The organism is Rhodococcus sp. IC4_135 (assembly GCF_011602025.1).
Taxonomy (GTDB): Bacteria; Actinomycetota; Actinomycetes; order Mycobacteriales; family Mycobacteriaceae; genus Rhodococcus_F; species Rhodococcus_F baikonurensis.
This window is the reverse complement of sequence record NZ_JAAOLG010000008.1, coordinates 79,005-104,875: the sequence shown is the minus strand read 5'-3', so window position 1 is coordinate 104,875 and position 25,871 is coordinate 79,005. Positions and strand designations below refer to the sequence as shown.

The window sequence follows — 25,871 nt, the reverse complement described above, 5'->3', positions numbered from 1 at the left end:
AGGCTCAGTGACAACCACCGAAGAAGCCCTCACCTACGAGTCCACTTCGCGGTTCGCGCAAGTGCGCCCCGATCTGAAACTGCATTTCCACGAGGCAGGCGTCGGCAACGACAAGACCATCGTGCTGCTGCACGGTGGCGGCCCAGGTGCGTCGTCGTGGTCGAACTTTGCCCGCAACATTCCGGTGTTGGCGAGGAACTTTCACGTCATCGCGGTCGATCAGCCCGGTTACGGGCAGTCCGACAAGCCGACGGAGCATCCGCAGTACTTCGTTCACAGTGCGTCGGCGCTCAACGATCTCCTGAATACGCTCGAGATCACCGGTCGCGTTGATCTGCTGGGCAATTCGCTCGGTGGTGGCGCTGCTGTCCGCTTTGCGCTCGACTACCCGGACCGCGCCGGTCGCCTCGTTCTGATGGGCCCCGGCGGTCTGAGTGTCAACCTGTTTGCGCCGGACCCCACCGAGGGCGTCAAGAACCTCGGGAAGTTCAGCTACCAGCCCACACGTGAGAACCTCGAAGCGTTCCTGCGGATCATGGTCTTCGATCAGAAGCTGATCACACCGGAACTCGTCGAAGAACGTTTTGCTGCGGCCAGCACTCCCGAGTCGCTCGCTGCGGCCAAAGCGATGGGTAAGTCCTTCTCCAGCGGCGACTTCGAGCTCGGCATGCTCTGGCGCGAGGCGTACAAGCTGCGTCAGCGTGTGTTGCTGATCTGGGGCCGTGAGGATCGGGTCAACCCTCTCGACGGCGCACTGGTTGCGCTCAAGATGATCCCGCGCGCGCAGCTCCACGTCTTCGGCGGTTGCGGTCACTGGGCGCAGCTCGAGAAGTTCGACGAATTCAACCGGCTCGCAACCGACTTCCTGCTCGACGGAGGTAAATGATGGGTATTCGATCTCTGGCGTACATGCGCATCGGGGCCACCGACATGGCTGCGTGGCGCGAGTACGGACTCAAGATCCTCGGAATGATCGAGGGCAAGGGCGTCGGAGCGGAATCGCTGTATCTGCGTATGGACGACTTCCCGGCGCGTCTTGTCATCGTTCCGAACGACACCGACCGTCTGCTCGTCTCGGGCTGGGAAACCGCGAATGCGGCTGAGCTGCAGGATATCCGTGACAGATTGTCGGCAGCCGGTGTTCCGTTCAAGGAAGGCACGGCGGAGCAGCTCAAGGACCGCCGTGTCGTCGAGATGATCGCGTTCGAGGACACCTCGGGTAACTCCCTCGAGGTGTTCCACGGCGCTGCTCTCGAACACCGCCGGATCGTGAGCCCGTACGGACACAGGTTCGTGACGGGGGAGCAGGGCCTCGGTCACGTCGTGCTCACCACCGATGACGACGACGCGTCGCTGCGGTTCTACCGCGACGTACTCGGATTCAAACTTCGCGATTCGATGCGTCTGCCTCCGCAGATGGTCGGCCGACCCGCGGACGGCGACCCGGCGTGGCTGAGGTTCCTCGGCTGCAACCCGCGTCACCACAGCTTGGCGTTCCTGCCGTTGCCCAACCCGACGGGCATCGTGCACTTGATGCTCGAGGTGGAGAACTCCGACGACGTCGGACTGTGCCTCGACCGAGCACTGCGCAAGAAGGTCAAGATGTCGGCGACGCTCGGTCGCCACGTCAACGACGAGATGCTCTCGTTCTACATGAAGACTCCGGGCGGGTTCGACATCGAATTCGGTTGTGAGGGACTAGAGGTCGAGGACGAAAACTGGATCGCGAGGGAAAGTACGGCCGTGAGCCTGTGGGGTCACGACTTCACGGTGGGAATGAAGCCGTGAGTTCGCCCGACGCGTCGGTGAGTGCGGAGCAGGCGATCGATCCACGCCAGTTCCGCACGGTTCTCGGGCAGTTCTGCACGGGTATCACCATCATCACGACAGTCGCCGACGGTGAGCCCGTCGGTTTCGCATGCCAATCCTTTGCCGCCCTGTCACTCGACCCGCCTTTGGTGTTGTTCTGCCCCACCAAGGGTTCTCGGTCGTGGGCGGCAATCGAGCGGACCGGGAAGTTCGCCGTCAACGTGTTGGCGGAGGAACAGCAGGCGGTGTGTGCTCGTTTCGGGTCACGTGAGCCGGACAAGTTCGCCGGTATCGATTGGACGCCATCACCTCTGGGCTCGCCGATCATCGACAAGTCTCTCGCACACATCGACTGCACGGTGGAAACCGTCCACGACGGCGGCGATCACTACGTCGTCTTCGGTCGGGTGTCGTCGATGAGTGAGATCAAGACCGAACGCCCGCTGCTCTTCTATCGTGGGCAGTACACGGGCATCGAGCCGGACAAGACAGTCCCGGCTACCTGGCGTGACGATCTGGAAGCTTTCCTGACGACCACGACGGAAGATACCTGGCTGTAGGGGCAAGCCCCCCGTGAGTGGTTAAGGAGTCCAGGGGCTCCTTAACCACTCACGGGGCCGGAGGCCCTACAGCGAAAAACAGGTATGACAGAAGTCGTCACCGAACGGCGTCAGCAGGATGCTACGACGGACGATCTTGTTGGATCGTCCCGCGCGCTTGACCGCCTCGATCACCGACGGCTGCACCTCGACCACCTGGTACCGGTCGGCCTCGACGGGCTCGCGTGAGAACGCCACCAAACCGAGCCGATGCAGGTTGTTCAGGTAGGCGCTGATGCGATCCAGATGCCGGCATCCCGCCAGTTCTCCGATCATCGACAAACCCTCGTCGATCATCTCCGAGCCGACGCCGAACGGACGCGCCGTGCGTACGTCCACGCTCGGTTGCGCACCTGAAGTGGCCAACAGCCGGAGAATTCGAGCTTCGTCCGGCGCGATCTCGTCGAGGATCCGGTCGTAGGCCGGGTGCAGATCGTCGCGATCGGTCACGTCCGCGGAACGGTCCAGCAACCTGTCGCCGCGTGCCCGCAGCGCCGCGAGAGTGGCCTCGACGCTCTGTTTGCGGTTGGTACGAGGCGCCATTGCAGCCCGCAGGTTCTCCGTCCGCGAGCCGTCTCCGTTGGAGTTCTCGGCCCGACGTTCGGATTGCACGTTGGCGGATTCAGCAGCTTCTGCCGCGGCTTCGGCGGCAGCCTGAACGATCTGTCGCGTCGCCTCCTTCGCCGTTCCGAAAGCCCAACCCGTCAGCTTGATCGACGTGAGCGTCGTCGTGGCAGTGAGCCCGACAAGGCTACGGATCAGACGCTTTTCGACGGATTCGACCGGCGTGATGTCCGCAGCCCAGTCGTACGATTCCGCTTCGACGATCAGGCGGTGGTCGTGCTCACTCATACTCATACTCCGACTCATACTCCGAATATTGCGAGGTGTAGGAAACCGGCAAACGAGCCCAGCACGGCCCCGTGTACGAACAACAGCCACTCGTCCTGCTTGACGGCTGAGCGTAGTAGTTCGCTGAAATCTTCCGGTGAAAGGATGCTCATGCGTTCGGTGACGAAGACACGAATCTTCTCCGACTGGCTCTCGGCGAACTCCGCGTCTTCGAAGACCCTTGGGTACAGGTCGAGCACTTCGGTGGTGGCCAGGCCGGGCAGGCGCTTGTAGCTCTGCGAACCGACGGTCATCTTGACGACCGACTTTGCCCAGCCGGCGGCGTCGTCGACGGATTCGCGCAGTACCTGGTCGAGCATCCGCCGCGTTCGGTCCGAGCGCGGACCTTCGAGGAGTTCGGTGCCGATGTTCTCGAGCGTCACGACGTGATCGGCCAGGGTTTTTGCGTACCCGGCGATGATTTCGGTGCGGCGTTTCAGGAAAAGTCCCTGCCGCCACGGCACCCAACGGCTGGGGGTGATCGGTTCGAAGATCATCGTGATTCCGAGGTAGTTCACGATGTACCCGATGATCACGCCACCGATGGGAAGCACCCACCACTGCGGAACCAGATGGAGGATTCCGACGAGCACGAAGCCCATCGGGAAACCGAAGTAGAAGCCGAAGTTCTGCATGAACCGGAGCTCTTTGTTGCCCATCGTGCGGAAGATGTCGTTGAGCAGTTTGGGATGCGAGGAGAGGTAGCGGATCACCATCAGCTTCGCGTCGATGAACTCGTCGATGTCCTCTTCGATGCGGTCGGTGATCATGCGCACGCTGGCCGGCAGGTCGTCCTCCACTTTGCGGAAGACGGCTTCCTTCACCGACGTCGGAAGGTTGTGCCAGAGCTGAGGATTCTCGGCCGTCATGATTCTGGTGACCACGCCGCGCACTTCACTGCGTGAGATGTTCACCAAGTGCTCGGCGATGCTGTCCGGATCCAGAACGCGGTAGAAGTCGGCAATGCTGCCGACCTTCGCGAGGGATTTGTCGACGGCGATCGACGCCATCTTCTCCGCCCGTGAAGGGACGATCCCTTGCCAACCGAATCGGCCGTCGCTCGTGATCGCGGGGATCACCTGGACGCGCCGGGGAAGGAACGGGAAGAGCAGTTTGAGGCCGGGCACTTTGATCCCGTGGAAGTTGATCGGCGCAAAAAGCATCAGGACGCCCGACCAATTGGTGATGTACCCGATGATTCCGGTGAACAAAGGAATGGTGATCAACTGTTCGAGCAAGTGGTCCGGCACCGTCGCACATCCTCCTCATATCCGAGAACCTCACGTTCGGACATGATTGCCGAAACTTCGCTCTTCGTGGGTGTTTCGTTGGCTACTGTTGCGCCTTCCCAGTTGCGTCAGCATAGAGGCCCGACAATTCGGGCTGTAGGTGGGTCGGAAGTTGATGTAACCTCACGTACATGGTCAGTATTGCGCACAGCACGACGACGCCGGTTCTCTTCCGGCGCATCGTTTAGCAACTGCTGACCGAACCCTTTCAGCCCCGGGAGTTATCGCCCCGGGGTTTTCTTGTTTCTTCGCTCCGTGTGCGTCTCCCCTTGAACGATTTGGAGATCTCTCATGAGCGTTGACCACCGTGAACTCGGGCGCGAGCTGGAGTTATTCGCCACCACCCCCATTGTCGGAGCAGGCCTCCCACTCTGGTTACCGGACGGCGCGATCATCAGGAGCGAACTCGAAAAGTTCGCCGCCGAGCAAGCAGCGCGATCCGGGTGCCGGGGTGTCTATACCCCCGTTATGGCGAAGAAAGAGTTGTACGAGAGATCTGGGCATTGGTCCAAGTTCTCGGACGACATGTTCCCCGAAATGAAGATAGGCGGAGAGTCATTTCTCCTTCGTCCGGCTAACTGTCCTCATCACGCTCAGGTATTCGCCGCTCGCGGTCGTAGTTATCGCGAGCTACCTTTCCGCGTTCGTGAACTCGGCTCGATGTTTCGTAGCGAACTCTCCGGAGTTCTCAGCGGATTGAGTCGAGTCAGACAGATCAATCTCGACGACGCACATGTCTTCTGTAGTCGTCAACAAGTGCAAGCGGAAGTGATCGTGGCGCTCGACGCGATCGAGCGCTGCTACTCGACTCTGGGGATTGCCGAACGGGGGTACCGACTCTCGATCAGAGGGGGAGAGGGGCAGTACCTCGGCACCGACGAGCAGTGGACGGACGCCGAGGATCACCTCCGCGGAGCACTGAATGCACGCTCGATCGAGTACGTGGAAGCGAAGGGAGAGGCAGCGTTCTACGGTCCCAAGATCGACGTCCAGGTGCGAGACGCGCACGGCCGCGAGGAAACACTCTCCACCGTCCAACTCGACTTCAATCAACCGGAGCGCTTCGACCTCGAGTACACCGCTGAGGACGGATCCAAGGCTCGCCCCGTCATGATCCATCGGGGCTTGCTCGGGTCGATGGAACGCATGACTGCGCTCTTGATCGAAAGGTTCGAAGGACGGATGCCGCCGTGGCTGGCACCCAACCAAGTCGCGATCCTGCCCGTCGGCGACCGACATCGGGATGTGGCCGAGCGTTTGCGGGCTGATCTCGAGGCTCACGATGTTCGAGTGGCGATCGCAGCTGACGGATCGTTGGGACGTCGTATCCGCGATGCGCGCACTCACCGTGACCCGTACATCGCGGTGATCGGGGACAACGAGGTGCACGGCGGCACCGTCGACGTTCTGATCCCCGCGCGTGGTGGGCGGGCGGAGGTCGACGCGGGTGTGTTTGTCGCTCAGGTGGTCTCGGGCGTCGCGGAGCGTGCCCTGCTTCCGGCAGCCTTCTAGCCGACGGGTAACTCGTGCAGGGCGCGCACCAGTGGCGCGAGTTCAGGCGTTTTGCATGCCTCGTCGAGCGCGGCCTCGAGGGTGGCGTCGTGCGTCGGCCGTGCGCTTTCGAGAAGCTCGCGGCCGGCCGGCGTCAACTCGGTGTAGATGCCTCGACGGTCGTCGGCGCACAGGATGCGCGTCAGTAGTCCTCGATCTTCGAGTCGGTTGACCAAGCGCGTCGTGGCGCTGCTGCTCAGTGCGGCAGCGCGGGCCAGCTGGGCCATGCGCATGTGCCAGCCGTCCTGGCGGCTCAGCGCGTCGAGCACGGTGTATTCGACGACGGACAGTTTGTGCTCACGCTGGAGCGCGCGTTCCAGTTCGGTGTCGAGGGCGCCGTGCAGTGCTGCGAGCGTGCGCCACCCTTGCGAACGGATTTCGACGGCGTCGTCGGCGATCCCCATGTGATTCTCCTTGTCCGTTTCCTGCGGCTCCAGGTTACCAGCTTGCGCATGTAGCGCGCGCGTGCAACTATTTATAGCGCGCCTGCAACTACTGCACACGCCCGCTAACGGCTTGCGCGTAAATCTGTGAAAGGAACATCGAGATGCCATTGGGTCTCATTGCCCTCGCTATGGGCGGGTTCGGGATCGGCCTCACCGAATTTGTCATCATGGGCCTCCTGCCCGAGGTCTCGGCCGACTTCGAGGTCACCGAGTCCGTCGCGGGCTACCTGATCTCGGGCTACGCGCTGTCCGTGGCGATCGGCGCGATCCTCCTGACCGCTGCCGTCACTCGCTTCGAGCGCAAGAAGGTCCTTCTCTCGCTCATGGTGCTGTTCATCATCGGCAACCTGATGTCCGCGCTCGCGCCGTCCTACGAGGTCATGATGGGCGGACGCATCGTCGCGGCGCTGTGCCACGGTGCGTTCTTCGGAATCGGCTCGGTGGTTGCCGCCGACATGGTCGCGCCCAACAAGCGCGCCGGCGCCATCGCGATGATGTTCGCAGGCCTGACCATCGCCAACGTCCTCGGCGTTCCGTTCGGCACGCTGCTGGGCCAGCAACTCGGATGGCGCTCGACGTTCTGGGCCATCACCGTCATCGGCGTCATCGCCCTGATCGGAATTGCAGCACTCGTCCCGACGACGCCCGCAAGCACGACCGGCGGCGGATTGCGCGGAGAGTTGGGGGCATTCCGCAACAAGCAGGTTTGGCTCTCGATCGCCATCACCATCCTCGGCTACGGCGGAATGTTCGGAGCCTTCACCTACATCGCCTTCACGCTCACCGAGGTAACGGGATTCGCGACGTCCAGCGTTCCGTGGCTGCTCATCCTCTTCGGCTCGGGCCTGTTCGTCGGTAATTTCCTCGGTGCCAAGGCGGCCGACCGCTCGCTGACGAAGGCACTGGTCTGGATTCTCGCGATTCTGACCGTCGTTCTGATCGTGTTCGCCGCCACCGCGGAGAGCAAGGTCATGACCGTGATCTCACTGTTCTTCATGGGCGCCTTCGGTTTTGCGACGGTCCCCGGCCTGCAGATGCGGATCATGAACTACGCGTCGGCCGCACCGACCATGGCGTCGGGTGCCAACATTGCCGCCTTCAACGTCGGCAACGCACTCGGGGCATGGCTGGGCGGAATCACCATCGCTGCGGGGCTCGGCTTCACCTCCCCGATCTGGATGGGAGCGGCAGTCACCGTCGCCGGTCTGCTGGTTCTGATCGTCGCGGCGAAGATCGACCGCCCGGCAGCGTCAGAGAAGTCGGCGCCGAGCACCTCGCTGCATCCGACCGCAGCCTGAACCCAGCCACCGCGCGGGTCAGGTGAGTCGGAATTCGGCGGTCACCCCGGAGAAGGGCGTGATCGCGCCGGTACCCCGAGCCTTCGACGCACCGAAGTGTTGGACTCGATACGTACCCGCCGGAGTATCGGCCGGAACATCCCACGTGATGCGTACGACGGAACCGTTGCTCCCGACCCGGCGCCAGTGCAGTTTGGTGGACCAGTCGTTGTCGTCGGCCACGCGCGTCCAGGATCCGCCGGTATTGCGTTGGATCTCGTAGAAGGTCCCGTTTCGGTGAGTGTCGTTCTTGGGGTGGCCGGTGACGAACTCGACGGCAACTTGCCCGCCCGATGAGCTGTCGCCTGGCTGGACCGTCGCATCGCCGAATTGTGTTCCCGGCAAAGGTTCGTCGAAGTCGACACCAGGTCCGAAGCTGGGCTGGAACCCGGACAGGTCGGCCGGCGCGGGGCCGCGAGGAGGTTCGGTGCCATCGCGCATCGCGGCTGCGAGAGCGGCGTACCCCTGCTGATAGGCAGGCAGTGTGTAACGGCCGAACATCGTCGAACCGCCCTCGTACTGCTGCGAATCGTATTCCTGTGGCGTGGTGCAGTAGCTCGAGTACGAGTTCGCGTATCCCTGGAAGATGACGTTCTCGAGGGGAACCCCAAGCTCGTCGGCGACGGTTCGACGCACCCGTAATCCGGAGACGATGGTGAATTCCGCAGGGCCACCGACGATGTAGAACTGGCCGATCTGCAGGATCTGGATCTTCAGTACGTTCGGTACCCATCCGCCCGGTGGCAACAGGCCGACCGGAACGACTACGAGCTTGGGGGCCTGTGCATCCTGAAGCCATTGAGGCACAGGGGCATCCATGCCGCCCAAGGCGTCGATCATGGGGTTCCTGGTGCCCTCGGGAAAGATCGGAATTGCCGGTCCGTCCTCGACGCTTCCGGCGCTCATCGCCGCGCCGATCGCAGCCGGCGCGGTGCGATGCTCGCGCCCATCCGGAGTGAATCTCCCACTCACCACCTGATTTGCCATGTCCAGGTACATGATCCGACTGTCGACGCCACCGGTGACGGTTTCGGACGCCGCGTCGAAGGCAGTTTGAGCCGCCGTGACCTGGCGCAGCCCGATGATGCGTGCGTTCTCGAATTCGTCGTCGGTCGGTCCACGTCCGGGTTCGAGGAAGAGGTTGGGTGACATGTCGCCGCTGTTGGTCTGCGGAAATGCGGCGATGAAGTTGGTGTCGCCGTCGAGGTAGCGCACGCCCTGGTCGTCGTGCTCCCAGAAGTACGCCGCGGCGCCCTTGTTGTCGCCGGAGATGAGATGGTTCTCGTTCGTGAGCGAGGCGCAGTGGGTGGCGAACCAGTTGATCGCCCCGATGTCCTTGCTGCCCCGGCTGATTCGCATGACCCGCATGTGGTGATCGTTGCCGCCGGGGTAGTAGGCCTTGTCCTCTTCGGGATTGAGATCGAACGCCACTCGTGATCGGTTGACGCTCGCGTCGGTGAGATCGGACCGGCCGAAACGTACCGTGCCGGGCGCCAGGTTCTCGTGGGCAGCGCTGATCGCCTCGACCATGCCGTTGACCTCGGCTTCGAACACTTGCAATTCGAAGCCGAGAACTGCGAGGTTGTACGCGTAGTTGTGCGAGGCCCCACCACATGCCGCGTGTGAATGGATGGCCGTCAACATGACGTTGCGTTCGGTGTAGATATCGCCGAATCTTCCGGCCAGCCGGCGCAGAACCTCGTCGTGCACGGACTGGAAGATCATGCAGTTGTCGACGCACACGTAGGCGACCCGTGACCCGCCGGACTCGAAGATGAAGGCGCGTGCGCGCATTCGCTGGTGCAGGCCTTCGGCGCGTTGGTCGAAGCTCGAGTAGCCCATCATGCCGACCTCGGCGACCGGTCCGGTCACATCGGAGATCCCGACGCCCACCTGCAACGACGACGACTTGTCGGTACGTGCGGGTGAAACGGTGCGTGCCGGCGAAGCTGCGACGGCCTGGTTCGTCGACAGAGCGGCGAGCGCAGGTGCGGCGGCAGCGCCTGCCAGTACGGTGCGTCGGGTGATCTGCACGAGTGTCCTTTCGGGCGGTCTGACGCGAGTTGGTCAACCGTCCAGGAGTGTAGCCCGAGTCACACGTGACCGAAAGGGGTGCCGTCGGCCGACACTCAGATCGTTATCGCCTCCCCGAACGTCATCGCCAGGTTTTTGATGGTCGTGGTCATCAGGGCCCGGCGGGGGAGTCCCAGTTTCCGAAGCTCCGCCGCCATCGGGTGACTACCCAGCTGAACCTCTGCTCCACCAGGGCGCGATTTGACGCCGGTCGGCGCCATGTCCCACGACGTGCACCTGGTTGCGCCGTCGAGATGCGAGTACGCGGCCAACGACATGTTGGCTCCGCCGCCAGGCACGCTGACGCCGGACTTCACACTCAACTGTGTGATGAGTTTGCCGTCGCGCGAGACGGATCCGCGCTTGACCGAGCCGACGTGCTCGGTGTCGAACTCGGCGAGCACCTTCGGGAATCCCCAGATTTCCCGGCCGGCGGCCTTGGTGAACTCTCCGTCCACCGGCAACTCGTGAATGAGTGCCCCTGCAGTTCCGGCAGCGAGCGAACGTAGATCTCCCAGCACCGAGGTTTCGGGAGGCGCAGTGTGGCTGCGCACCATGTACGTCACCCCGAATTCGTTGTACGGCCCTAGATCCCCATCGATGTAGTCGACAAAAACCAGGCCGCACAGCGCCCGGCCGGGACGGTATTGGAGGACGGTCAAGCCGGTGTAATCGATGATCGACTGCGCGGTTGCACTGGGTACCGAGTACAACGCCATGAAGGCAGACGCGGTGCGAACTTCGACGGGCATCTCGACCTTCTTGCCCAGAATCGTGTAGCTCATGGCGCGACCACCCCGCGGAGCCCGTCGGATCCGTAGACGGGTTCGAGCATCGAGCGGAAATCCGGTCCGCGGCGCAGCATTTGGCCTCCGTCGACGTTGATGATCTGCCCGGTGATCCAGGTGGACTGCGGTCCGAGGAGGAAGGAAGCGAGTCCGGCGACGTCCTCGACCTCGCCGACGCGTTCGAGCGGAGTGTTGGCCAGGTAATCGTCCAGGATGGGGCCACCGTCGGTGATGAGCGCGACCAGATCCGTTCGGGTCAGACCCGGCCGGATCGCATTGACACGAATGTTGCTGGCGCCCAGTTCGTCTGCCGCCAATTGCACCAGGTGGTCGACGCCGGACTTCGAGACGCCGTACGCGCCGAACCAGCGATGTGTGTTGCTGCTGGCGATCGACGAGATCGCGACGATGGATCCACCGCCTCCTGCCACCAGCGCCCGGGCGCCATGCTTGATCGTCAGCATGGTCCCCGTGACGTTGAGATCGACGGTGCGGCGCCATGCGTCGACGTCGAGTTGCGTGACCGGTGCGATGGTTTCGTTCCCGCCGGCGCAGGCCACTACACCGTCGAGCTTTCCGGTGACGGAGACCGCCGCGGCGACAGTGGCGACGACGTCTGCTTCGATTGTGACATCGGTAGGGGAGACGCTGACCGATCCTTCCGGACTCGACTGCCGGATCGATTCGGCAGCAGCATCCAGTTTCTCTTTGTTGCGTCCGCAGATCGTCACGTGAGCGCCGGCCGCAACCAGCGAACGAGCGATGCCCAGGCCGATGCCACTACCGCCGCCGGTCACCAGTATCGATCTGCCGGTGAAAGTGGGTATGCCCGCTGAGGCGGTGTCGTCGTCCATGCGTGTCTCCTGGTCGTTGCTCCGGCGGGCGCGCGTGCTGCTTCTGGAGGTTTTCCGGTTCGGCTTCGGTGAAAACGCCCCACGCTATATAGGAACAGGTTCTACTTATTGAGGCAAGGGTTGTGTGAGAGGCGGAGTGATGGCTACCAGACCGACCTTCGATTTGATCGACGGGCGCTTCTACAGCGGAGACCTCGGGAATGTTCGCGACGCCTACGCCTGGATGCGCGATCACGAGCCCGTGTACCGAGACGACGCCAACGGAATCACCGCGGCAGCGAGCTACGACGCCGTCGTCGCAGCCGAGCGGGATCCCGAACTGTTCTCCAACGCCGGCGGCATCCGTCCCGAAACGGGTCCGTTGCCGCAGATGATCGACATGGACGACCCGCAGCACCTCACGCGTCGACGCTTGGTCAACGCGGGTTTCACACGTAGGAAGGTCGAAGCCAAGGCCGGCCGTATCCGGGAGATCTGCGATCAACTGATCGACGCCGTCTGTGAGAAAGGAGAAGCCGACTTCGTCGCAGACTTGGCGGCACCGCTGCCTATGGCCGTCATCGGCGACATGTTGGGTGTCCGTCCGGAAGAACGCGCGTTGTTTCTGCGGTGGTCGGACGATCTGGTGAAAGCACTGGGAAGCAACGCTTCCCAGGAGCAGCTGCAAGCCATGATGACTGCGTATGTCGACTTCACCGCGTACATGATGCGAGCCATCGCCGAGCGGAGGAGCGAGCCGGCCGACGATTTGGTGAGCACGTTGATACACAGTGAGGTCGACGGCGAGGCTCTCTCCGATCAGGAAATCGTCAACGAGTCCCTACTGATTCTCATCGGCGGTGACGAGACCACGCGGCACGTCCTGAGCGGTGGCATGGAACAGCTGCTGCGTCATGCGGACCAGCATCGGGAACTGGTCGACGATCCCGATGCCATTCCTCTGGCGATGGAGGAGATGCTGCGGTGGTCGTCGCCGATCAAGAACATGGCTCGAACCCTGACACGTGATACCGATTTCTTCGGTGCGCAGCTGAAGGCAGGCGAGAAAATGCTGCTGCTCTTCGAGTCTGCAAATTTCGACGAATCCGTGTTCGTCAACGCCGAACAGTTCGATATCGGCCGCACACCGAACCCGCACGTGGCCTTCGGCTTCGGAACTCACTTCTGTCTGGGTAATCAGCTGGCCAGGCTCGAGGGAAGAATCATGTTCGAGCAACTGTTCGCCAGGCTGCCGGACCTGGAACTTGCCACCGACGCGCCGTTGCCGCGGCGTGCCGCCAACTTCGTGTCCGGACTCGAATCGATGCCGGTGCGGTTTACCTCTTCTGCCCCGTCAGCCGGGTAGTTGGCAGTTGGGCGGCGCAGCATCCTCGGAGAGGGGGCTCCCCGTCGGATTGACGTAAATGACCTCGAGCACCAATGATGTTGTCTGAGAGTTGTTTCCGATGTGCACATGATCAGAACCGCTGGGTTCGATCAATGTACTTCCGGCGCTGTATATCCCGTCGACGGAGCAATCGGATCGGTAGTGGCTCAGCGTGCCCTGCGCGATCAGTGCGTAGAGCGTCCCGTCGTGGAAGTGCCAACCGGTGGAACCACCGGGGTCGATGGTGATCTGACGCAGGATGTAGTCCTTGCCGTCGAAAGTCACCTGCCCGAGGATTTCACCGTGCACCCCTGTGCTCGGTGTTGCCGACGCATTGATCGGCGTCAGCGACAGCCCGATCGCTGCGGACACTGCAAGCAGGATTTGATGGCGTTTACGCATGAGCGGCCCTCCCAGACGGATGTGCTCCTGAGTGTCCTCCGCCAGTGCCCGGTTTATCCCAGTTTTCGTGGATCCAGCACGGTGAAGGTAGAGGTGTGTCTCTTAGGGGCGGTTACGCTCGAGCCATGCAGCGAGTCGCGACGAGGCGCCGGAGCCAGCCGCCGCCTGCGCGCAGATCGTCAGGGCTGAAGAACCGGAGCTGGTGATCTGGTCGTCGATCTGGCCGGATCGCCCCGACGCCGTCATCCGATTCGATATCGAGGCGCTCAGGTTCACTTTCGGCCAGTAGCGCCAGGCGCTGTGGCGGTATGACCAACAGGAGCGGTTTCGAGACGAAAGCAATGGGGTCGGATTAGACGTGGATGACGGTTGGCTGTTCGTATTCAGCCAAATCGCAAGCGATGGAACAGCTTCTACCGCCCTGTCATCGCCCACTGTCCGCTGTGTGATCTAGATGCCGAACAGGCACGGCCAGTGCAGTGAAACTGAGATTCACGGGCGCGTCGCTCAGCCTGCAAGTGGTTCGATCGTCCGGAGGACGTCTACAAGGTGGTCTTGCATGGCCTTCCTGGCGCGTGCGGGATCTCGGTCCGCGATGGCGTGGAAAATTTTCCGATGCGCATTTACTGATTGCTGCATGCGTTGCTCGGTTTGGAACATGGTTTGCCGTGACGGCGCCATCCATTCGTTTGTCTCGTTCACGAGCTTTCGGAGCATGGGGTTGTGGGCCAATCTGGCGATTGCGAGGTGGAACTGAACGTCGCAGACCTGGAGTACCTGCAGTGAGGGCGGTGTCCGTGAGAGTTCGCGTTCGGAGGTTTCCAGGGGCTCACGTAGTACTTCGATTTCGGACGGTCGATGGCGCACCGCAGCGCGTTCGGCGATCGGTGGCTCGACGACGGACCGAAGATCCATTACTTCGCGAACCGTTCTCTGATCGCTACTCATCACGCCGAAAATGCTGCCCTCGGCGAGCGCCCGCATTTCCACGGGGGCGACGATCCGCCCCGCCCGCGGCTTCCGCGTTACGTAGCCACGCAGCTCCAGGTCTTGTAGTGCGTGGCGTATCGAGTTCCGTGAGGCGCCGAGCATAGTCATCAGCTCCCGTTCGCTGGGAAGTTTAGATCCCGGTCCAACTCGGCCACTGTCGATCAGTTGGGCGATACGCCCGCTCAGGCGTTCGGGCACCGAAGCGCCGGTGATATCGATCTCGGACCATGCTGTCACTTTGACCCGCCTCTCCGTCTGGTCCCACCAAAATACCAGTGGTGCTGCGTTTCTCCAGGTTATTGATGATAGAGCCGATAAATCTCCTCATTCTCCTTGACTATCTGGTCCTACCAGTCCTTATGATCTGAATCACTCGCGAGCGGCGGAGCTGCCTACAATCTATCGCCCCCGCTGAGTCCGCCACCCGATCGCAGTGCCGGCGCGGCAGGACATAGTTATGGAAAGGGACAACGATGACGATGGACGAAGCAGTCCAGATACCAGTCGCTCCGGAGAGTTCGACAGCTCCTAAATCGACGCTTATGTCCCACCCCCGCAGTTTGGTCACCCTGGCCGGAACCGAGCTGTGGGAAAGATTCAGTTTTTACGGGTTGCAGGTGATTCTTGCTTATTACCTCTACTACTCGCTCACTGACGGCGGGCTTGGTCTCGATGTCAATGTGGCTGTCGGCGTAGCCGGTTCCTACGGCGGTGCGATCTACGTGTCACAGATGGTGGGTGCCTGGATCGCTGACCGATTGGTAGCCCCGCGGACCGTCGTTCTCTACTCGGCCGTCTTGATCCTTCTCGGCCACCTCGTCCTGGCACTGGTTCCAGCGGTCGCCGGGGTGGCAGCGGGGTTGATCCTCATCGTGGCCGGTACCGGCGGGCTGAAAGTAAACGTGACCGCCATGGTCGGCATGCTGTACGCGGACGACGACCAACGGCGTGACGCCGGGTATTCGCTCTATTACATGGGCATTTCGCTAGGTGCGTTCCTCGGGCCAGTGCTGACCGGGGTGTTGCAGAGTTCCGTAGGCTTCCACCTCGCCTTCGGTGCAGCGGCGGTCGGAATGTTGTACGGACTGGCTCAGTACCTTGCCGGCTACGGGAGATTGCCGGCCGCAACGCGAACGGTTCCGAACCCACTGCCACGCTCTCGCTGGGCGATGGCCGTAGCACTGGCAGTTGCTCCTGCGGCCGCGATCGCGGTGGCCGTGTTCAGCGGGGCCCTGAACCTGGACAACATCAGCACAGTCTTGACGGTCGTCATCGTCATCGCCAGTCTCGCCTATTTCGCGAAGCTGCTTTCGTCCCGGAAGACCGAAGACGTGGAACGTGGACGAATCGTCGCCTACATTCCGATGTTTCTGAGCAGTCTGCTGTTCTGGACTTTGCTGTTTCAGCTGTTCACCACGCTGGCCGTGTATGTGGATACTCGAGTCGACCTGACTGTGGGATCGGTAACGATGCCCGCTGCGTTGATCATCACCCTCGAGGGTTTGTTCGCGACCGTACTCGCGCCGCTCTACGCGCTGTCGTGGACCAAGCTCGGTGACCGGCAGCCCAACCCCGGCGCAAAGGTGTTCGGGGGGATCGCCCTACTTGCCGCCGCGATGGCAGTTTTCGCCGTGCTGGCCGGATCTACCGGTGCGACGAACTCGGTGATCGTCGTTCTCGTTGCGATGTTCCTGTTCGCAGCGGGAGAGATCGCGGTCGTTCCCTCGGTACTGTCGGCCACCGCGCAGTTGGCTCCACGGGCGCACAAGGCGGAGATGACGGCGCTGTACTTCCTCACCATGGCCGGAGGATCGACTCTCGCCGGCCTGCTCGCCCAAACGTACGACCCGGCAACCGAATTCGTCTTCTTCGGTGTGACCGCGCTCGTATCTGTCCTCGTCGCGGCTGCTCTCTACGGCGGTTATCGAATCGCGATTGCACGGGTGCACTGACCGTTCTCTCGCACCTGCCGCGGCAAGTACCGCGCATAAATTGCTGTTCCACCCCGGCCCGAGCCGGGGATCTAAACCAGGAGATGACAAAATGTCCGATCGTCCAAGTGGTACTCACCACGTTGCAATCGCCGCACCCCACGGCGCCGCAATCGATGCTGCTCGCACCGTTCTCGAAGCGGGTGGCAACGCCGTCGACGCGGCGGTGGCCGCCGCTGCCGCGCTGACCGTGGTGTACCCACACATGTGCAGCGTCGGCGGTGACGTGATCGCGGTCCTTCGCCGCCCGGACGGTACACAGATCTGCATCAACGCCTCAGGTGCATACGGCTCCGGATCCCCGGTCACCGAATTGTTCGAGTCGATGACATCGATGCCGATCAGCGGTCCACTGACGGTGTCGGTGCCGGGCGCGGTATCCGGATGGACGGCGCTTCTCGATACGGGTGGCTCTCTGCCCGCATCCACGGTGTTGGCACCGGCGATCAAGCTGGCAGAAGAGGGCGTCCCGGTCAGTCCCGGTCTCGCGGAGTCCATCGAGATCGAGCGTGAAAGTCTATGGGCCGATCCGGGAATGCGCGCGAAGTTCTTCCTCGACGATGGACGTCCTGTCCCGGCAGGCCACTTGCTGTTGCAACCCGAACTGGCTCGCACGCTGCGCGATCTGGCCCAGGACGGGCTCGATTCGTTTTACCGCGGCCGCACCGCCGCCCGCGTGGCATCCGGGCTGCAGAAACTGGGCGTACCCGTTACCCGCGACGACCTGTACCGGCACCACCCCACCATCGAACCACCCTTGGTTAGAGACTTCGCGGGATTCTCCGTGTCCACCGCGCCGCCGAACTCGCAGGGCTACACCCTGCTGCGGTCTCTCGGTGCCGCCTTGGTCGGCAGCCCGAGCCCGACTTCGATCGATGCCGGAGTGCTCGCCGAAATCTTCTACGACTCCGACGAACACCGAGACACTTACCTGGCCGACCCGCGCCACGCACACGTCGATATCGACGAACTGCTCACCGTGAGCAGTGACACGGCGGCGTTCGCCCAGGCCGCTGCACGGCTTGCAGGGGCACCCCGCTTGGTCTCAGCGGCAACTCCGCGCCCCGGCGGCGACACTGTGGGAATCGCGGCTGTCTCGCGCGATGGCACCGCCGTGTCGCTGATCCAGTCGGTATTCCATTCTTTCGGCTCGCAACTGCTCGAACCTGATACCGGGCTGGTGCTGCACAATCGCGCCGCATTCTTCACTCTCGACACCAACTCACCCAATCACGTCGAGGTGGGTAAACGACCCGCGCACACCCTCGTACCGGTCATAGCGACCTTTGACGACGGCACCGTCGCCGCACACGGAACCATGGGAGGGAAAGCGCAATCGCAGATCCACACCCAACTGATTCTGCGTGCGTTGAGTGGACTGAGCGCACAGGCAACGGTGTCGGCGCCTCGGTTCATCGTCGGCGGCCTAGAGGCAGGCACAACCAACGACAAGGTGCTCGTCGAGCCCACTCTCGAACAGACTGCAGTCGAACAGATCAACCGGTCCACACTCACCGTCACCACGGGGCACAAACTCGACAGCAATGCCGGGCACTCCATGGTTGCCCGCGTGACCGCCGACGGCGCCCTGGACGCCGGGGCCGATCCGCGCAGCGACGGGGCAGCGCTGGTGTTCGAGTGAGTATTACCGATACGACCACCTCCAGCACCGATCCGAACGACTCGGCGTCGCTCCCGATCGGCCGGACTGCTTGGACGGTCTCACATCAGTATTTGCAGCTGTGGCTCATGATGGTGCTGACGTTCGTGACCGGGCTGCTCGACGCAGTCGGCTACCTCGGGTTGGACCGGATTTTCACCGGCAATATGACCGGCAACATCGTGATCCTCGGAATGGGCGTCGCGGGCGAGGACAGCCTGCCAGTCGTGGGTCCACTGTTGGCGTTGGCTGCTTTCATGCTGGGGGCTGCGCTCAGCGGCCTTGTTCTGCGTCGATGCTCACCGGGGTGGAGTTCGCCGGTCACCATGGTGCTCAGTGTCGGCGTTGTGGTGTTGGTGGCGGCCGGCACCGCCCTGCTCGTCTTCCCGGTCGAGGGCAACTCGACACTCGGAGTCGCCATTGCTTGCATCATCGCCGTGCAAATGGGGGCTCAAGCCTGCACCGCGCGATTCCTGGCGGTCAAGGACATGACCACCGTCGTCGTCACCTCGACGATCACTGCGCTGGCGGGCGAATCATTCCTCCACAAAGGATTTGCCCGTCTGGTCAACCGCAGGTTGTGGGCAGTCCTTTTGATCTTCGCCGGCGCTGTCACGGGGGCTCTGTTGATGAAGACACACATCGCCATCCCGGTCTACCTCGCGGCAATGCTCACTGCCGCCACCGTCATCATCGGGCATCTCCGGTGGCAGCATGCCTCCGGATGAAACGCGAGGTCTCCGTCACGGTTCGACCTCGACACCGACGGGAGCGGGCGCACCCGCAGGCCGACTCCCTCGGACACGCATCTGAACTGACCGGCACCGTCAGATGAGATCTGGATTCTCGGCGTACACCTCTTCGAGGATCGACATGTCGAACAGTTGGTCCGCCGTGATCTCCAGTCCCGCTTTCGACAGCGCTGCGATGTTCTGTTCGATCAGTTGGGGTGTCATCGTGAACAACCCGTTCGCTTTGGTATCTGCCGACACCACAAGATCGTTCTGTGCGGTGGCCTCCTTGATCTGTTCGTCGAGTTCCAGGTTCTGGTCCTTGCCGTAGACCTCGACGGCGAGCCGTGCCGACTCTGCCGGATCGGCGACCGCGTCCTTCCAGCCTTGGATCTCGGCCTTCAGAAATGCCTTGAGCTTGTCCCTCTCGTTGTCGATGGTGGACTGGAGAACCGTGAACGATTCGGCGACCAACGGCAGGTTGTAGTCCGCGAAGAGGAAGTGGGCGTTGGGGAAACCTTTGGCGGCCAGCGTGATCGGCTCGTTGGTGACGTAGGAGACCCAACCGTCCACCTCGCCGTTCGCCAAGGGGCTCGGATCGAACTGCGCGGGCACGATCGTCATCTGGCTTTCGGTCAGGCCGTTTGCTGCCAGGAGAGCTCCGAAGACGAGCTGATTGGAATCCTGGACGCCGATCTTCTTGCCGATCATGTCCTGCGGCGAGTTGATCGGTGCCGCAGCAGAACTGACAATTGCAAACGGGTTCTTCTGGAATGTCGCACCGACGATCTTTGCGTCCAGCCCGTCGAGTACAGCGGGGGCTGTGAGCTGCGGTGCGGACATTCCGATCCAGACCTTGCCGGTGTCCAAGCCGGCTTCGACGCCGGTACCGGCTGCGCCACCTGCCACCAGGTCGACATTCCCGAACCCGGCATTCTTGTAGTACCCCTTGTCCAGAGCGAAGTACTCGCCGGCGAACTCGATGTTCTTGATCCAGGACAACTGCACTGCAACTGTTCCGAATTCGGAACCGTCGTCCGTGGTTCCGCCACTCGAACTGCTGGAGTCACTGCTACACGCGAGCAATGACGCGCTACCGGCGACTGCGATGCCGGTCAGCGCGGAGTATCGGAAGAAGGCCCTGCGGTCCAGCTGGCGGACGGGCTTGAATGGCGTCATGAATCGGAACACTAGGGCCAGTCGGTTTCGTTCAGTTTGCTTGGGAGACAGAGTTTGTTGAGGTCGTGTTAACAGATGTCACGACTTGCCGGCAGAAGGCCCGAAACGAGACAGGGCGATGTTTTCGAAGATTCCGACCACGGCGTAGAGGATGATCGACACCACGGTGATCACCACGATAGATGCCCACAGTTCGTTGTACTGATAGCGCGGAATGGCTTTGATCATGCTCGAACCCAAGCCTTGACCGCTACCGAGCCATTCGCCGATCAGTGCTCCGATCAAAGCGCCGGGCACTGACACCCTAGCGGCGGCGAACACCGCCGGAAGTGCGGACGGTACGGACACCATTCGCAATGCGGTCCAACGACTCCCGCCGTACGCGGCAATGAGATCTTGCGCCTGAACTGGAGCGGCACGTAGACCGACCATGATCATGACCAGCGCCGGGAAGAACACCACTATCGCAACCATGACCGTCACACCCACGATTCCGCGGCCGAATACCAGGACGATGATCGGGGTCATCGCAACGAGAGGAACAGATCGTAGAAGCATTGCAACGGGCATGAAAGTCTGTTCGACAGTGCGGGAAACGACGAAGATCGATGCCACCACGAGCGCGGCAGTCATTCCGACGGCAAAGCCGACACCGGCGTCGCGCAGAGTGATGAACAGGTTGTCGATGATGCCCGAACGAGCGTCGACGGATTTAGGACCGGAGAACAGATACTCCCAGACGTCGGCCGGCGTCTTTCCCACACGCGGACCCACCTGGGGGAAGGCATTGAGGAAGACCACCCAGATGACAAGCAACAGAGCCGAGGCGATGGCAATCGGAGCGAGGAATCTCAATGTTCCTCGGACCGCGGTCATTTCTGTGCTCCCGGAGCGCTTGTCCACGGGGTGACGAGGCGGGCGATCGCTGCGACGACGGCATATCCCAGGCCGGCGAGCAAGGCGGCGGCGATGGCCATTCCCCACGTTCGCGGGACGTTGTACGACGTCTGAGCGGCTGTGAGTGCGACGCCGATCCCGCTGTCCACCCCGCCGAGATACTCACCGAGGATAGCGCCGAGTACAGCGGAGGGTGCAGCAATCTTGAGAGCGGCAAAGGTACTCGGAAGTGCGCTCACCAGTTGAACTCTGGTGAACTTCTGCCAACGCCCACCGCCGTAGGCGGCGACGAGATCGAGGCTCGTCTTGTCTGCCGATCTCAGGCCTGCGAGTGTGCCGACCATCGTGGTGAAGAAGCAGTACATCGCGGCGAGGAAGATTGTGGGGGTCCGGCCGCCGAAGACGACCAGGATGATCGGGCCGAGCGCCAACAGCGGTGTGCAGTAACTCAGGATCGCCAATTGTGTGGCCAATCCCTCGATAGGCGGAATGAGAACGACAAGCACGGCAAGCGTGATCGCCAGCAGATTTCCCCAGATAAAGCCCTGCAGCGCACCGGAAGCCGTGACGGTGAAATTGGGTCCGTACAGTGACCAGCCGTCGTCGAACATCGTCGACACAACCACCCACGGCGTCGGAATCGTGCCTCCCGCAACACCGGCCGCCGCGAGAATCCACCAGAGTGCGATCAGTCCGCAGATACCGACTGCACCGCCGAACCACGTCGGACGCTTCAATCGGATCCGGCGCGGCGCTGATGGCTGCGCCGCCGCGGTCGCGACGTTCTCGATATCGGTAATGGTCATGCGACGCCTGCTTTTCCGAAGAGCAGGCCGGAGAGGTAGTCGTGGATCTCGTGGAACTCAGGTGTCCGCATCATCTCGGGTGTCCGTGGGCGCGGCAGGTCGATCGGCACGACTTCGAGGACGCGTCCGGGCCGCGGCGTCATGACGGCGACGACGTCGGAGAGGAACACGGCTTCGGCGATTCCGTGCGTCACCATCAATGTGGTCGCCGGTTTCTCGGTCCAGATCCTGAGCAATTCGATGTTGAGCCGTTGCCTGGTCATGTCGTCCAGTGCGCCGAACGGCTCGTCGAGTAGGAGGACACTCGGCTTGACCACGAGCGATCGTGCGATCGACACACGCTGACGCATACCGCCGGACAATTGGGCGGGCTTGGCTTTCTCGAATCCTTCGAGGCCGACGAGCGCGATCAGATCGGCTATCAGCTCGGGGTCGGGATCGATGCCGGCAACCTGCAGCGGCAGTTTGATGTTGGAGGCCACTGTTCGCCACGGCAGCAAAGCCGAATCCTGGAAGGCGATTCCGAGTTCGCGGCGCTTGCGTAACTCGGCGGGCGACTGTCCGTTGACAAGTGCTGTTCCCGACGTCGGAGTATCGAGGCCGGCAAGGATGCGGAGAACGGTGGACTTCCCGCATCCAGACGGCCCGAGCAGAGACAGAAAGGAGCCTTCGCTGGTTTGAAGGGACACGTCGGTCAGCGCGGTCACCGACCGACGACCCATCTCGAAGGTCTTGCCGAGGCCGGAGATGTCGAGACCGGTTCCAGCGGGGCGAGGTGTGGTGACGGGACTGGTCATTCCCGCACAGTACGAACGTCCGGTTGCGGTCATGTTGCCTGCGCGTCACCGCTGCGTGAGGCTGGTTCGGCGTGGCATGTCACAGCGCCGTGGTGAGATGGACGTCTGGACGGAGTGAGGGGAGCGAAGATTGCTGAAGTTGTACCGGGCCGAGCGTTCGGACACCTTGGTCTCGGCGTTGGCCACGCTCCTCCGCACACCGCTGTCGGATCCCTTCGCCCGAGAAACTGTTGCGGTGCCGGCCAAGGGCGTCGAGCGTTGGCTCAATCAGCGGCTGTCCTCCCAGCTAGGCACGTCCGGGCCGTCAGTAGTGGACGGAATTTCTGCGAACATCGCGTTTCCTTCACCCGCGCGCCTGGTCGCGGAGTCCGTGGCCGCGGTCAGTGGAATCACGGCTGACGACGACCCATGGTCGCCGACACGATTGGTGTGGACGGTTCTCGATGTGATCGACGAGTCCATCGGCGAGCCCTGGTGCGGAGTCCTGGCGAAGCATCTCGAAGGCCATCGTGAAGGTCGACGGTTTGCCTCCGCTACGCACGTCACCGAACTCTTCCGCAGTTACGCCGCGCAACGCCCGCAGATGCTGATCGACTGGGCCGCCGGGCGGTTGACCGACGGACACGGATCGGCACTGTCGGAGGATTTCGAATGGCAGGCACGCCTGTGGTACATCGTCGCGGACAAGATCGACGTTCCGGGGCCGGCAGAGCGACTGGGGCACGTGAGCAGCGCGCTGGTCGAGGACCCGGCCTTGGTCGACCTGCCGGAACGTCTGTCGGTCTTCGGGCCGACACGGCTGCCGGTCGATCAGCGAATGATCTTGAGCGCACTCAGTGCGAATCGGGACGTCCACATCTGGCTCCCGCATCCCAGCCCCGCGCTGTGGACCACGATGAGCTCGCGCATGCAACCTCGAAGCGAGAGCATCATCCGACGTTCGGAAGACGGGTCGGCGCTGATATCCGCCAATCCGTTGCTGTCGAGTCTTGCTCGCGACGTTCGTGAACTTCAGATCAGCCTCGGTGCCGTCGAGTTCGAGACGGTGCATCTTCCCGAACCAGCCGGCCCGAAATCCCTCCTGGCGACGGTCAAGGCCGATGTCATCGCAGATCGTGCTCCCAGCGTTGCAGCGGAACCCGATGGGACAGTTCAGGTTCACGCGTGCCACGGGCCGGCACGGCAGGTCGAGGTGCTCCGCGAATGTCTGCTCCGATTGTTCGAGGACGACCCGACATTGCAGCCGCGCGACGTACTCGTGATGTGCCCGGACGTCGAAACGTACGCACCCTTGGTTCGTGCAGCGTTCGGGCAAGGCGTCCATGGCCACCCCGGGCATCTTCTTCGAGTAAGGCTGGCAGACCGCGGATTACGTCAGACCAATCCTGTCCTGGCCGTTCTCGGCTCTCTTCTCGACCTGGCCGACGGCCGGGCCACAGCCAGTGAGGTTCTCGACCTTGCCGCGACCGAGCCTGTCCGCACACGTTTTTCATGGGGCGACGACGAGTTGGAAAGACTGCGGGAATGGACGACGGAAGCGGGTGCTCGCTGGGGAATCGGTAGTCGGCAGCGTGCAACATTCGGTCTCGACGCATTTCCGCAGAACACTTTCAACACCGCCATGGACCGAATCTTGTTGGGGGTCAGCGCGGACGAATCGGAAAATGCCTGGCTGGATCTCGCGCTACCACTCGATGACGTGGACGGCACCGACATCGACCTGAGTGGACGTTTCGCAGAGTTCGTCGATCGCCTGGCCGTCTCGCTTCGCGATCTCGCCGGCCCACATTCGCCGGCCGAATGGCTTCGTGTGCTGATGCGGGCCCTGGATCTGCTGACCGACACAGCGCCCGCTGATTCGTGGCAGAGCGCAGGGGCTCACCGCGAACTGGCAGCTGCTGTCGAATTCGGCGGAGAGACGGTGTTACGTCTGGCTGATGTTCGCGCGATGCTCTCGCGAAGCCTCGCGGGCAGACCTACGCGCGCCAACTTCCGAACCGGCGAACTGACGGTGTGCACGATGGTTCCGATGCGTTCGGTGCCGCATCGCGTGGTCGTGCTGATCGGGCTCGACGACGAGGTGTTCCCTCGAACCGGTGGAGTCGACGGCGACGACATCTTGTCCCGTGATCCCGTTGTGGGGGAGCGTGATCTGCGCAGTGAAGACCGGCAACTGCTTCTCGACGCCGTGATGTCTGCGGGTGAGCATCTGATCTTGTTGTATACCGGTGCCGATCCGGTCACCGGTGTCGTCAGACCGCCGGCGATCCCCCTCAGTGGCCTCCTCGACGTACTCAGTGCGACGGTGGGTCCGGAAGCGATCAACGGAGTACTGACACGACATCCGTTGCAGTCATTCGACAATCGAAACTTCTCGCCGGATCAGCCGTTCAGCTTCGACACGGCAGCGCTGGCCGGTGCGAGGGCAGCCTCCGGAACACCGGTCGAATTGCCGACAGTCTTGTCGGCCGAGCTACCCGAGGTGCATCCGAAGGAAGTGAACCTCGCCGACCTGGTGAGCTTCCTCGTACATCCCGCGCGTGGTTTTCTGCGCCAACGCCTCGGTGTCCGGGTACCGGAACTCGACGACGACATCGCTGATTCGCTGGCAACCGAGCTCGATCCACTGTCCACCTGGGCTCTGGGTGATCGAATGCTTCTCTCGCGCTTGGCTGGTCGGAGCTCTGCAGATTTCCGTGCAGCGGAGTGGCGCCGCGGTACTTTGCCGCCCTACAACCTGGGCGCCACGGTTCTGGGCAACGTCGAATGGGTGGTAGATCAGATTGCCGGACTTGCCTTGCCGCACTTCGACGGCGACTCCGAAGCCGTCGACGTCGACATCGACCTCGGTGACGGGCATCGTCTCACCGGAACGGTAACCGGGGTGCACGGAAACTCAGTGGTGCGGGCGTCGTATTCCTCACTGGCGCCTAAACATCGGATGACGGCCTGGATCAACCTGCTCGCTCTGAAAGCGCACGGACGACCCGGAGCGCTCGATGCAGTCTCCATCGGACGGGGTCGGGGAAAGATCGCAGCGGCACGGTCGGTGCTTGATGCGCCAGTCAATGCGATCGAGATCCTGCAGCAATTGGTGGACCTACGGGAGCGGGGACTGCATCGCCCGCTGCCGATGTGGGCCGCTACCTCAGCCGAATACGCGCGCCGACGCTTTGGCGGTGAATCGGTCGACGATGCGACAAACGGTGCGGACACCCAGTGGACCGGGCAGTACGGCGAGATGATCGATCCAAGCAACGCTTATGTTTTCGGAGAAGCTCGAACACTTGCGGAGCTTTCCGCGGACCCGCCGTCGGACGACGAGTTCGTCTGGGCCGAGGAACCGACTCGGTTCGGAGTTCTCGCCCGACGGCTGTGGGATCCGTTGCTGACCAACGAAAGAGCGGAGTAACCC

General features: G+C 62.5%; 22 protein-coding genes. 10 read left to right on the top strand and 12 right to left on the bottom strand.

Translation table 11 applies throughout. The annotated features are described in order from the left end of the window. The first annotated feature begins 7 nt into the window (after positions 1-7). From hsaD to hsaB, 3 genes are read left to right on the top strand one after another with little or no spacing between them, the layout of a single operon-like run. The gene (hsaD, locus tag G8767_RS16595) at positions 8-886 is read left to right on the top strand and encodes a 4,5:9,10-diseco-3-hydroxy-5,9,17-trioxoandrosta-1(10),2-diene-4-oate hydrolase (protein ID WP_166810734.1); all 879 of its coding nucleotides are present in this window, start codon (positions 8-10) and stop codon (positions 884-886) included. Continuing rightward, positions 886-1,788, top strand: a complete 903-nt coding sequence (gene hsaC / locus G8767_RS16590) for an iron-dependent extradiol dioxygenase HsaC (protein ID WP_166810733.1) — start codon at positions 886-888, stop codon at positions 1,786-1,788. The genes hsaD and hsaC overlap by 1 nt, the downstream gene beginning before the upstream one ends. Further along, on the top strand, positions 1,785-2,369 hold the full coding sequence (hsaB, locus tag G8767_RS16585) for a 3-hydroxy-9,10-secoandrosta-1,3,5(10)-triene-9,17-dione monooxygenase reductase subunit (RefSeq protein WP_346842997.1): 585 nt from the start codon (positions 1,785-1,787) through the stop codon (positions 2,367-2,369). The genes hsaC and hsaB overlap by 4 nt, the downstream gene beginning before the upstream one ends. 66 nt (positions 2,370-2,435) lie before the next feature. On the opposite strand, the gene G8767_RS35835 is transcribed toward hsaB, so the two are convergent. Continuing rightward, positions 2,436-3,260, bottom strand: a complete 825-nt coding sequence (locus G8767_RS35835; protein WP_095970937.1) for an Abi-alpha family protein — start codon at positions 3,258-3,260, stop codon at positions 2,436-2,438. Between the two features lie 14 nt (positions 3,261-3,274). Then, positions 3,275-4,549 carry a hypothetical protein gene (locus tag G8767_RS16575; RefSeq protein ID WP_019746908.1) on the bottom strand — a complete coding sequence of 425 codons (1,275 nt, stop codon included), beginning with the start codon at positions 4,547-4,549 and terminating at the stop codon, positions 3,275-3,277. Between the two features lie 330 nt (positions 4,550-4,879). Between G8767_RS16575 and thrS the strand changes: the two genes are divergently transcribed. After that, the gene (gene thrS, locus G8767_RS16570) at positions 4,880-6,100 is read left to right on the top strand and encodes a threonine--tRNA ligase (RefSeq protein WP_166810732.1); all 1,221 of its coding nucleotides are present in this window, start codon (positions 4,880-4,882) and stop codon (positions 6,098-6,100) included. Here thrS and G8767_RS16565 read toward each other — a convergent pair. Beyond that, positions 6,097-6,543: a MarR family transcriptional regulator gene (locus G8767_RS16565; protein ID WP_003945852.1), complete on the bottom strand. Its 447-nt coding sequence runs from the start codon at positions 6,541-6,543 to the stop codon at positions 6,097-6,099. The genes thrS and G8767_RS16565 overlap by 4 nt on opposite strands. 143 nt (positions 6,544-6,686) lie before the next feature. Here G8767_RS16565 and G8767_RS16560 point away from each other — a divergent pair, with 143 nt between their 5' ends. Next, complete coding sequence (locus tag G8767_RS16560) at positions 6,687-7,883, top strand: MFS transporter (protein WP_166810731.1); 1,197 nt, start codon at positions 6,687-6,689, stop codon at positions 7,881-7,883. An 18-nt stretch (positions 7,884-7,901) separates the two neighbouring features. Here G8767_RS16560 and G8767_RS16555 read toward each other — a convergent pair whose 3' ends face one another. From G8767_RS16555 to G8767_RS16545, 3 genes are all read right to left on the bottom strand, one after another. Then, positions 7,902-9,956, bottom strand: a complete 2,055-nt coding sequence (locus G8767_RS16555; RefSeq protein ID WP_166810730.1) for a neutral/alkaline ceramidase — start codon at positions 9,954-9,956, stop codon at positions 7,902-7,904. A gap of 95 nt (positions 9,957-10,051) precedes the next feature. Continuing rightward, positions 10,052-10,780 carry an acetoacetate decarboxylase family protein gene (locus G8767_RS16550; protein ID WP_166810729.1) on the bottom strand — a complete coding sequence of 243 codons (729 nt, stop codon included), beginning with the start codon at positions 10,778-10,780 and terminating at the stop codon, positions 10,052-10,054. Then, a complete protein-coding gene (locus tag G8767_RS16545) occupies positions 10,777-11,637 on the bottom strand; it encodes an SDR family oxidoreductase (RefSeq protein ID WP_166810728.1) in 861 nt (286 codons plus the stop codon). The genes G8767_RS16550 and G8767_RS16545 overlap by 4 nt, the downstream gene beginning before the upstream one ends. Positions 11,638-11,776: 139 nt before the next feature. Between G8767_RS16545 and G8767_RS16540 the strand changes: the two genes are divergently transcribed. After that, the gene (locus tag G8767_RS16540) at positions 11,777-12,982 is read left to right on the top strand and encodes a cytochrome P450 (RefSeq protein WP_166810727.1); all 1,206 of its coding nucleotides are present in this window, start codon (positions 11,777-11,779) and stop codon (positions 12,980-12,982) included. Here G8767_RS16540 and G8767_RS16535 read toward each other — a convergent pair. Further along, the gene (locus G8767_RS16535) at positions 12,971-13,405 is read right to left on the bottom strand and encodes a cupin (protein ID WP_166810726.1); all 435 of its coding nucleotides are present in this window, start codon (positions 13,403-13,405) and stop codon (positions 12,971-12,973) included. The genes G8767_RS16540 and G8767_RS16535 overlap by 12 nt on opposite strands. A 507-nt stretch (positions 13,406-13,912) precedes the next feature. Then, the gene (locus tag G8767_RS16530; protein WP_095970945.1) at positions 13,913-14,632 is read right to left on the bottom strand and encodes a FadR/GntR family transcriptional regulator; all 720 of its coding nucleotides are present in this window, start codon (positions 14,630-14,632) and stop codon (positions 13,913-13,915) included. 236 nt (positions 14,633-14,868) lie between these two features. Here G8767_RS16530 and G8767_RS16525 point away from each other — a divergent pair, with 236 nt between their 5' ends. The 3 genes from G8767_RS16525 (at position 14,869) to G8767_RS16515 (ending at position 18,774) form a co-directional block, all read left to right on the top strand. Further along, positions 14,869-16,347, top strand: a complete 1,479-nt coding sequence (locus G8767_RS16525) for an oligopeptide:H+ symporter (protein WP_166810725.1) — start codon at positions 14,869-14,871, stop codon at positions 16,345-16,347. Between the two features lie 91 nt (positions 16,348-16,438). Next, a complete protein-coding gene (locus G8767_RS16520) occupies positions 16,439-18,028 on the top strand; it encodes a gamma-glutamyltransferase (protein WP_166810724.1) in 1,590 nt (529 codons plus the stop codon). Next, positions 18,025-18,774 carry a YoaK family protein gene (locus tag G8767_RS16515; RefSeq protein ID WP_234036684.1) on the top strand — a complete coding sequence of 250 codons (750 nt, stop codon included), beginning with the start codon at positions 18,025-18,027 and terminating at the stop codon, positions 18,772-18,774. The genes G8767_RS16520 and G8767_RS16515 overlap by 4 nt, the downstream gene beginning before the upstream one ends. A 99-nt stretch (positions 18,775-18,873) precedes the next feature. Here G8767_RS16515 and G8767_RS16510 read toward each other — a convergent pair whose 3' ends face one another. The 4 genes from G8767_RS16510 to G8767_RS16495 all read right to left on the bottom strand — a co-directional run bounded on the left by G8767_RS16510 (position 18,874) and on the right by G8767_RS16495 (position 22,489). Next, the gene (locus G8767_RS16510) at positions 18,874-19,956 is read right to left on the bottom strand and encodes an ABC transporter substrate-binding protein (protein WP_166810723.1); all 1,083 of its coding nucleotides are present in this window, start codon (positions 19,954-19,956) and stop codon (positions 18,874-18,876) included. Positions 19,957-20,034: 78 nt separating this feature from the next. Continuing rightward, positions 20,035-20,832 carry an ABC transporter permease subunit gene (locus tag G8767_RS16505; protein WP_166810722.1) on the bottom strand — a complete coding sequence of 266 codons (798 nt, stop codon included), beginning with the start codon at positions 20,830-20,832 and terminating at the stop codon, positions 20,035-20,037. Continuing rightward, positions 20,829-21,659: an ABC transporter permease subunit gene (locus G8767_RS16500; RefSeq protein ID WP_166810721.1), complete on the bottom strand. Its 831-nt coding sequence runs from the start codon at positions 21,657-21,659 to the stop codon at positions 20,829-20,831. Before G8767_RS16500 ends, G8767_RS16505 begins: the two co-directional genes overlap by 4 nt. Beyond that, positions 21,656-22,489: an ABC transporter ATP-binding protein gene (locus G8767_RS16495; protein WP_166810720.1), complete on the bottom strand. Its 834-nt coding sequence runs from the start codon at positions 22,487-22,489 to the stop codon at positions 21,656-21,658. The genes G8767_RS16500 and G8767_RS16495 overlap by 4 nt, the downstream gene beginning before the upstream one ends. A 97-nt stretch (positions 22,490-22,586) precedes the next feature. On the opposite strand from G8767_RS16495, the gene recC reads away from it, so the two are divergent. After that, entirely contained in the window at positions 22,587-25,868 is a 3,282-nt protein-coding gene (gene recC, locus G8767_RS16490) for an exodeoxyribonuclease V subunit gamma (RefSeq protein ID WP_166810719.1), read from the top strand. The last annotated feature ends 3 nt before the right edge of the window (positions 25,869-25,871 follow it).